We start from the raw sequence: 6,000 nt of genomic DNA, 5'->3' as shown, positions 1-6,000 counted from the left end.
TCTCAGTGCTGAAAACCGTACTTTTTGAACTCGCACTATAAGATGAAACTATTTTATCATATTAAAGGGGGACCCGCCCATAGAATGGATTAAGAGCACATGGACAGGCAACGATTATAGATGCCTCGTCCGGGAAGGGGCCTTTATGAGCATTTTTATGAGCAAAGCGATCCTCGATTTCTTTATCGCCTTCGGCATCGTCCTTGGCGGAGCTATGGTCGGCGGAATCGGCGCTGTAGTATCCCTGCAACCACCGACGCAAACGATGCTAGATGTAGCAGACCGGATTAAAATATGGGCACTTGCCGCCGCTGTAGGGGGTACTATGGACCCTTTACGGGTCATTGAAAGCAACATGATTGGAGGCAACCTCTCCCCCGCCATCAAGCAAATCATGTATCTTGCCTTCGCTTTTCTCGGCGCTCATATGGGCAGCGAGCTAGTAAAATGGGTGTGCGGCAGGGGGTAACGCCAGTGAGAGTTCCACCATTCAGTCGTTTTCGTAGATTCACCCAAATTTCCGCTATATTCATGCTGGGGATCGTCGTAGGAGCCGTCATATACAACGCTATATACCATGTTGGATTTAACGTGTTATGGCTGAATAATGCAGACCTGCGTGTACAGATCGAGCAATATCAAGAGGATATTAAAACACTCAAAAAATACAATAATACCTCTACCGTAATCAGAGAAATCAAAATTCGATCAGAGGAAAGCAAAGCAGAAGGCTCAACCTCAGTTGACCCCGTAACGTTAAAATTAATACTTAGTGAAATACGATCTGATCTGGAGCCCATGCGTGGCCGCAGCATGTTCGATATTGACACAGACAGTAAACTGGTTAGGCTGCTGCTGGATGGCAAACTTTACATTGTGCGTGATAAGGAATACTCTGTCAAAATCCGGACGATGCTCGTCATGGAAGGCGTTCTGCAAATCTGGGTGGAAATCAATCCTTTTAAGCGCAACTAACAACAATCGTGTGATACAATAATGGACAGACAAAAGTGGAAATTACTTCAAGGCTTTTGCACGACATGATAAAGGAGCTGGCTGTCCATGGTTTTATTTATCAAGTACTTATTGTTCATCCTGCTGGTGATCTTTGTAATCGGCGCTGCTGTGTACAGCTTATCCTCTCGCCGTGCCTTAAATCCCCAAGATAAGGGGCTAAAACGCTCCGTCATGAATGTGATGCTGGGCGCTATGCTCGTAACGCTCTCCCTGATTTCCATGTTTCTATTTCGCGGCTCCACCATTAATATCATTGTTGAAGCTGCCTTTCTTCTAATCGGTGTATTTAACATCTTCTCAGGAATACGCAGCTATAGTTACTACAGCCGTAGCCAGGAACAACACCAGTCGAAAGCCTAGACTATCCCTCTGATAGGATTACAAGAATAAAATAGACTGCCCTCACGATCATCGATGAGGGCAGTCTATTTAACATTTTATGACAAGGTATATCTCAGTCATATTAGCCGTGATCAATGGATTGCAGCATCAGGACAGCTTTCGCTACCAGAGTATCTGAATAGCTGATCTCTATTTCAAGCTTACATGTACGGCGACTAATCTCGAGCAGTCTCGGCATTACAATAATGGCGTGTTCAATCTGTACCGGCCGGATAAAATAGGTGGACATATTATCTAATACATAGTCATTTCCTGTAATATCCTTAGCGGCCTTAAACGCAGAGAGCGTCATTAGCGTAGACAATATACCTTCAGAAATGGTACCAAGGTCTGTGGCCATCTGAGGCGTAATAAAGCCATGGAAAAACAATCGGCCCTCTTCATCCCGCTCATCCGCAAAGCCGTTCCAGATGAGATGATCGAAGGTCTCCCCAAGCTGTGGAGTGTTACGGACATCCCGCAGACTTTGCAGCACTTCTTTACGGGTTAGGGAGCCCACCAATTTGCGGTTACGGTCTACAATGGGTAGGAAATCGACGCCTTCCCACATCATGATCTGCGCAGCTGAAGCTAGTGAGGTATGCAGTGCGGCGGTAACCGGACTCCGAACCATAGCCTTTTCAATACTTTGCCCTTCTGTAAGGTCCTCTACTTCACGTCGGCCGATAATACCAATCACTCGGTTCCATTCATCTGTAACGGGAAAACGCTGCTCTCCAGTTTCCTCTGAAATCTGTCGTAGCTCACCTACGGTGCTTGAAATTTTTAACGTAATCATACGAGGTTTGCTGTCGACAATATCTTCTACCAGCATAATTTTTTTCTTAATCAATCTATCAAAAATCGCACGGTTAATCATTGATGCCACGGTAAACGTGTCATGTCTTGATGAAATGATGGGGAGATCCAGTTCGTCGGCTAATGCCTTCACTTCACGGCTCGTCCCGAAGCCACCTGTAACCAGAACTCCGGCACCCTGCTCTAGCGCCAAGGAGTGAACATCATCGCGGTTACCTACAATGAGCAGACTGTCTGCGTCGATATAACGAATCATCGCGTCGACCTTCATCGCACCGATTACATATTTATGTAGATGTTTACTCAGTCCGCTAGCCCCGCCGAGAACATGACCTTCCACAATATCAACCACATCACCAAATGTCAGCTGTTCAGAAATATTACGAGGCTTCTTTTCTACACGTACTGTACCAATCCGTTCCTTCGTAATGACAATCCCAAGATTCTCGGCTTCCTTAACGGCACGATAAGCCGTTCCCTCACTGACCAGCATTTCTTTTGCAAGCTTACGAACAGATATTTTAGAGCCTACCTTAAGACTTTCAATATGCTGCAGCAGTTGCTCGTGTTTAGTAATTGCATCGCCTTGACCTTCCAACTGTTACACCCCCGTACTCCGATCTGTACTATACTGTACTCATTATACACGGAGCGAATAGCACAGTACAACCGATTCATAAGCATCGAATTCGAATTTAATTGCCCGTTATTTAGCAACCTTTTCCTCTTTTTTATAGTCTGAGAGTTAAAGAAAGAGGAAAGGAGTATTATGGATATGAATAAGAACATGTTAATAATATTTACCATTACATTACTTTTCATAGGACTGATCGGCTGTGGAAATACGAGAACTGAAGTAAAACAATCAAGCCAAATAGAGCTGGATGCACAAAAAATAGTTTCTATTAACTTAATAGAAAAAGACCAGCCGGTGACGACTATTTCTGAAGCATCATCCTTGGAACGTTTCGTTCAAGCCATAACTACTGCAGAATATGATAAAGGACAATTAGATATTGCTCCAAGTGATTACAGAACCACCGTAAACATGAAGGACGGCATAAGTTATGAGTTCTCTTTTTGGATCGTCGGAAACAACAGTGGGTTACTCATTAAATCGGGACAAATGGGCCACTACCGTCTTTCAGATATCAGCAAAAAGGATTTGTTGGACTTATTCCAATCGACTGTTAAAGAAGTTAAGAATTCTCCAGCAGACACTACTAACCCACAGCCCCCTAACGTTCAAGTTACTGTTGGCGGTGAGCAATTCGATGCCATTCAAGGCTCTTATTGCTGGAATGACAATGGCAAAGGCGTCTGTGTAGATATGGCTTCTTACGATCAATTAGTTACCAAGCAGAAGGTACATCCCAAAGCCATCAGCCGTGACCAGGTAGAACTCAAATTCTCATCTGCACCCAAGGAGATAGAGGTGGTGGCTTCATTTCCTGGTGAGGAACGTCCGGACGAAGCTCTTTCCGTAGAAAATAACAGTTTTCAACTCGCAGCAGGCAGCGGAAAACATCTGTATATAATCCAAGCAAGATGGCCTCAGGGGAGCGCCAGTTATGTATTTGAAGTGGAATGCTCTGTCAGTAAAGAGTAACCCTTTTGTTAGACAAACTGGGTAGTGGGTAGACGAATAGAGAATAGTCCCTAGAAAAAAGGGAAAATATGTTATGATGGAGAGGTGAAAGGGGATGACTTTATGCAATTTCTTTTTATACTCGCGATTCTCGTTCCTGCGGTATGGTACTACGCAGCTCTAGGTAAACGGATATCTGCAGAAGAAAAGAAAGCTGGAAAAGATCTCTCCGATGAGATCAATCCTTTTACAGGTGCAAGATAACTTTAATCCCCCTGCTTTGCGGGGCAATTTTAAAGCCCACCGGCTTAAGCTAGTGGGCTTTTCTGTGAATCCAGGGGATTTATACCCCTCTTTTAGCTAATTCGGCGCTTTCACGGGAATATCAAATCTAGTTACTTAAGGAAGCTACCCCAATTCTATGATCTTTGTGTAACTCTAGTTTCTTCTTTCCATTTGGACTGCCATTGCTCCATCTTTGCTTTTCGCACAGCTTCCAAACGCTTGGTCTTCTCCTCATCAACACCGATAATAAAATGCAGATGTGCCGCAATGACCATAAAGGCGAAAAGTGACCAGACCACCCCAAAACCAAATACCCAGCTAGGCCCATTCGCAAGCGATAACTTCGGCAGAGCATACAAAAGCATGGCCAACGCCAGCAACAGATAGACACCATGTTTAAACTTGTTTCTTTTTCTCATAACTAACAGCTCCTCGTAGACAAGATATTCGATTGAATCTATATCTCTACTCTATGAACATGAAGCCCGTAATATGAGACAAGTCCATAAAAAATATACTTCTATTCAAAAAATTATATAAAATAGTACGCATTTATATGGCTAGCAAAGCTTATATATGAGATGATAATTTCATTTAGGGGGCGATTTGGAATTGAATGCAACTTATACTCATACCGAATACATAATTCGAAAAAAGGTATTTTCGATCATGGGTGCGAAGCTTCATATTTATGATAATGCTGAGCAGCTTGTACTCTATTCACAAATGAAAGCATTTAAGTTAAAAGAGGATATTGCACTGTACACAGATGAATCTATGCAAAAGGAGCTTCTGCGAATAAAAGCCCGTAATGTGGTCGATTTTAGCGCTACTTATGATGTGCATGATACGGAGACTGGCGAGCACATTGGTGCACTGCGCCGCAAGGGACTCAAATCTATTTTGAAAGATGAATGGCTGATTCTCGATCGCCATGATCAGGAAATCGGAAAAATCAAGGAAGATAGCACCGCGATGGCTTTACTCCGCCGCTTCATCTCTATTATCCCTCAAAAATATAATATCGAGATGAATGATACAACGATCCCTACTTTCAAACAAAATTTTAATCCATTTGTTACAAAAATCATCGCTGACTTCTCTGAAGATCCCAAAGGAATGCTTGATCGCCGCCTAGGTTTGGCTGCTGGTATTCTTCTCTGCGCAATCGAAGGAAAACAAGATTAGCGAGTTTGCTCATACTAGTCACAAGAATAAATAGGGTGTTCCCAAAGCCAACCGGCTTCGGGAGCACCCTATTTAGATTGCACCTTTAATACCTTTCAGATGAATACCCGCTTACTAAAAGCGTTTATTCGCCATACAATTGCGACAAGCTCTCGGTAATGATCTTGTTTACATCCTCGATTACAACACTCAGGCGACGTTCTGCATCGAACAGACGGCGAATCCCAAGATTCATGTTAAGCACTTCGAATAATTTCTCCATCTTTTCCATTTCTTCCTGTGGAGGCATATCTCCGCTCATCATCCGTTGTTGAAGCTCCATTTGACCATTGCGGAAGTTGTCAAGCATCGCTTTGGCTTCAGGATCTGTTTCTACCAGTTTCATTGCGTTGGTGATATCTGCTACCTCAGTGCTTTCTTTAATGGCTTTCGCCAGTTCATGTGCTTTGTCGTGAATACTCATTATGATTCCTCCTAAAAGTTTTGTGAGCATATGCTTCCTGATTTCACTTCGTACAAAACTCACTTCGGAAGCATGAGCTTAAGTTTTGTGAGCCACTACTTCTCGATTCGTCTTCGTACAAAATTCACTTCGGAAGCGTTGCTTAAGTTTCCAAATATTGATTCATCCATGCTTGTTTCGCTTCTTGGGTCAGACTTATGAAATGATGCGGCAAGGTTTTTAAAGAGTAGGTCAATCACCAAGGGTCATATGTCTCCAT

General features: G+C 43.2%; 9 protein-coding genes. 6 read left to right on the top strand and 3 right to left on the bottom strand.

Annotated elements, in window-relative coordinates; translation table 11 throughout:
- The first annotated feature begins 145 nt into the window (after positions 1-145).
- The 3 genes from CA600_RS26525 to CA600_RS26515 all read left to right on the top strand — a co-directional run bounded on the left by CA600_RS26525 (position 146) and on the right by CA600_RS26515 (position 1,377).
- Entirely contained in the window at positions 146-469 is a 324-nt protein-coding gene (locus CA600_RS26525) for a YtrH family sporulation protein (protein ID WP_094874151.1), read from the top strand.
- A gap of 5 nt (positions 470-474) precedes the next feature.
- Complete coding sequence (locus CA600_RS26520; protein WP_094874150.1) at positions 475-975, top strand: DUF4044 domain-containing protein; 501 nt, start codon at positions 475-477, stop codon at positions 973-975.
- 87 nt (positions 976-1,062) lie between these two features.
- A complete protein-coding gene (locus tag CA600_RS26515) occupies positions 1,063-1,377 on the top strand; it encodes a YtpI family protein (RefSeq protein ID WP_094874149.1) in 315 nt (104 codons plus the stop codon).
- Positions 1,378-1,480: 103 nt separating this feature from the next.
- Here the strand turns inward: CA600_RS26515 and CA600_RS26510 are convergent, their stop codons facing one another.
- Entirely contained in the window at positions 1,481-2,815 is a 1,335-nt protein-coding gene (locus CA600_RS26510) for a DRTGG domain-containing protein (protein WP_094874148.1), read from the bottom strand.
- A gap of 177 nt (positions 2,816-2,992) precedes the next feature.
- On the opposite strand from CA600_RS26510, the gene CA600_RS26505 reads away from it, so the two are divergent.
- Together CA600_RS26505 and CA600_RS31380 are read left to right on the top strand one after the other, a co-directional pair.
- Positions 2,993-3,826: a hypothetical protein gene (locus CA600_RS26505; RefSeq protein WP_143812199.1), complete on the top strand. Its 834-nt coding sequence runs from the start codon at positions 2,993-2,995 to the stop codon at positions 3,824-3,826.
- 102 nt (positions 3,827-3,928) lie between these two features.
- Positions 3,929-4,069: a hypothetical protein gene (locus tag CA600_RS31380; protein WP_179085720.1), complete on the top strand. Its 141-nt coding sequence runs from the start codon at positions 3,929-3,931 to the stop codon at positions 4,067-4,069.
- A 155-nt stretch (positions 4,070-4,224) separates the two neighbouring features.
- On the opposite strand, the gene CA600_RS26500 is transcribed toward CA600_RS31380, so the two are convergent.
- Positions 4,225-4,509: a hypothetical protein gene (locus CA600_RS26500; protein WP_094874146.1), complete on the bottom strand. Its 285-nt coding sequence runs from the start codon at positions 4,507-4,509 to the stop codon at positions 4,225-4,227.
- A gap of 193 nt (positions 4,510-4,702) precedes the next feature.
- Between CA600_RS26500 and CA600_RS26495 the strand changes: the two genes are divergently transcribed.
- The gene (locus CA600_RS26495; RefSeq protein WP_094874145.1) at positions 4,703-5,278 is read left to right on the top strand and encodes a hypothetical protein; all 576 of its coding nucleotides are present in this window, start codon (positions 4,703-4,705) and stop codon (positions 5,276-5,278) included.
- Positions 5,279-5,402: 124 nt separating this feature from the next.
- On the opposite strand, the gene CA600_RS26490 is transcribed toward CA600_RS26495, so the two are convergent.
- On the bottom strand, positions 5,403-5,741 hold the full coding sequence (locus CA600_RS26490; RefSeq protein WP_076121521.1) for a YlbF family regulator: 339 nt from the start codon (positions 5,739-5,741) through the stop codon (positions 5,403-5,405).
- Positions 5,742-6,000: the final 259 nt, after the last annotated feature.

Origin of the sequence: Paenibacillus sp. VTT E-133280 (assembly GCF_002264385.1) — a bacterium.
Lineage (GTDB): Bacteria > Bacillota > Bacilli > Paenibacillales > Paenibacillaceae > Paenibacillus_AQ > Paenibacillus_AQ nitricinens.
The sequence above is the reverse complement of the archived record's forward strand: the minus strand, read 5'-3'. Positions and strand labels throughout refer to the sequence as shown.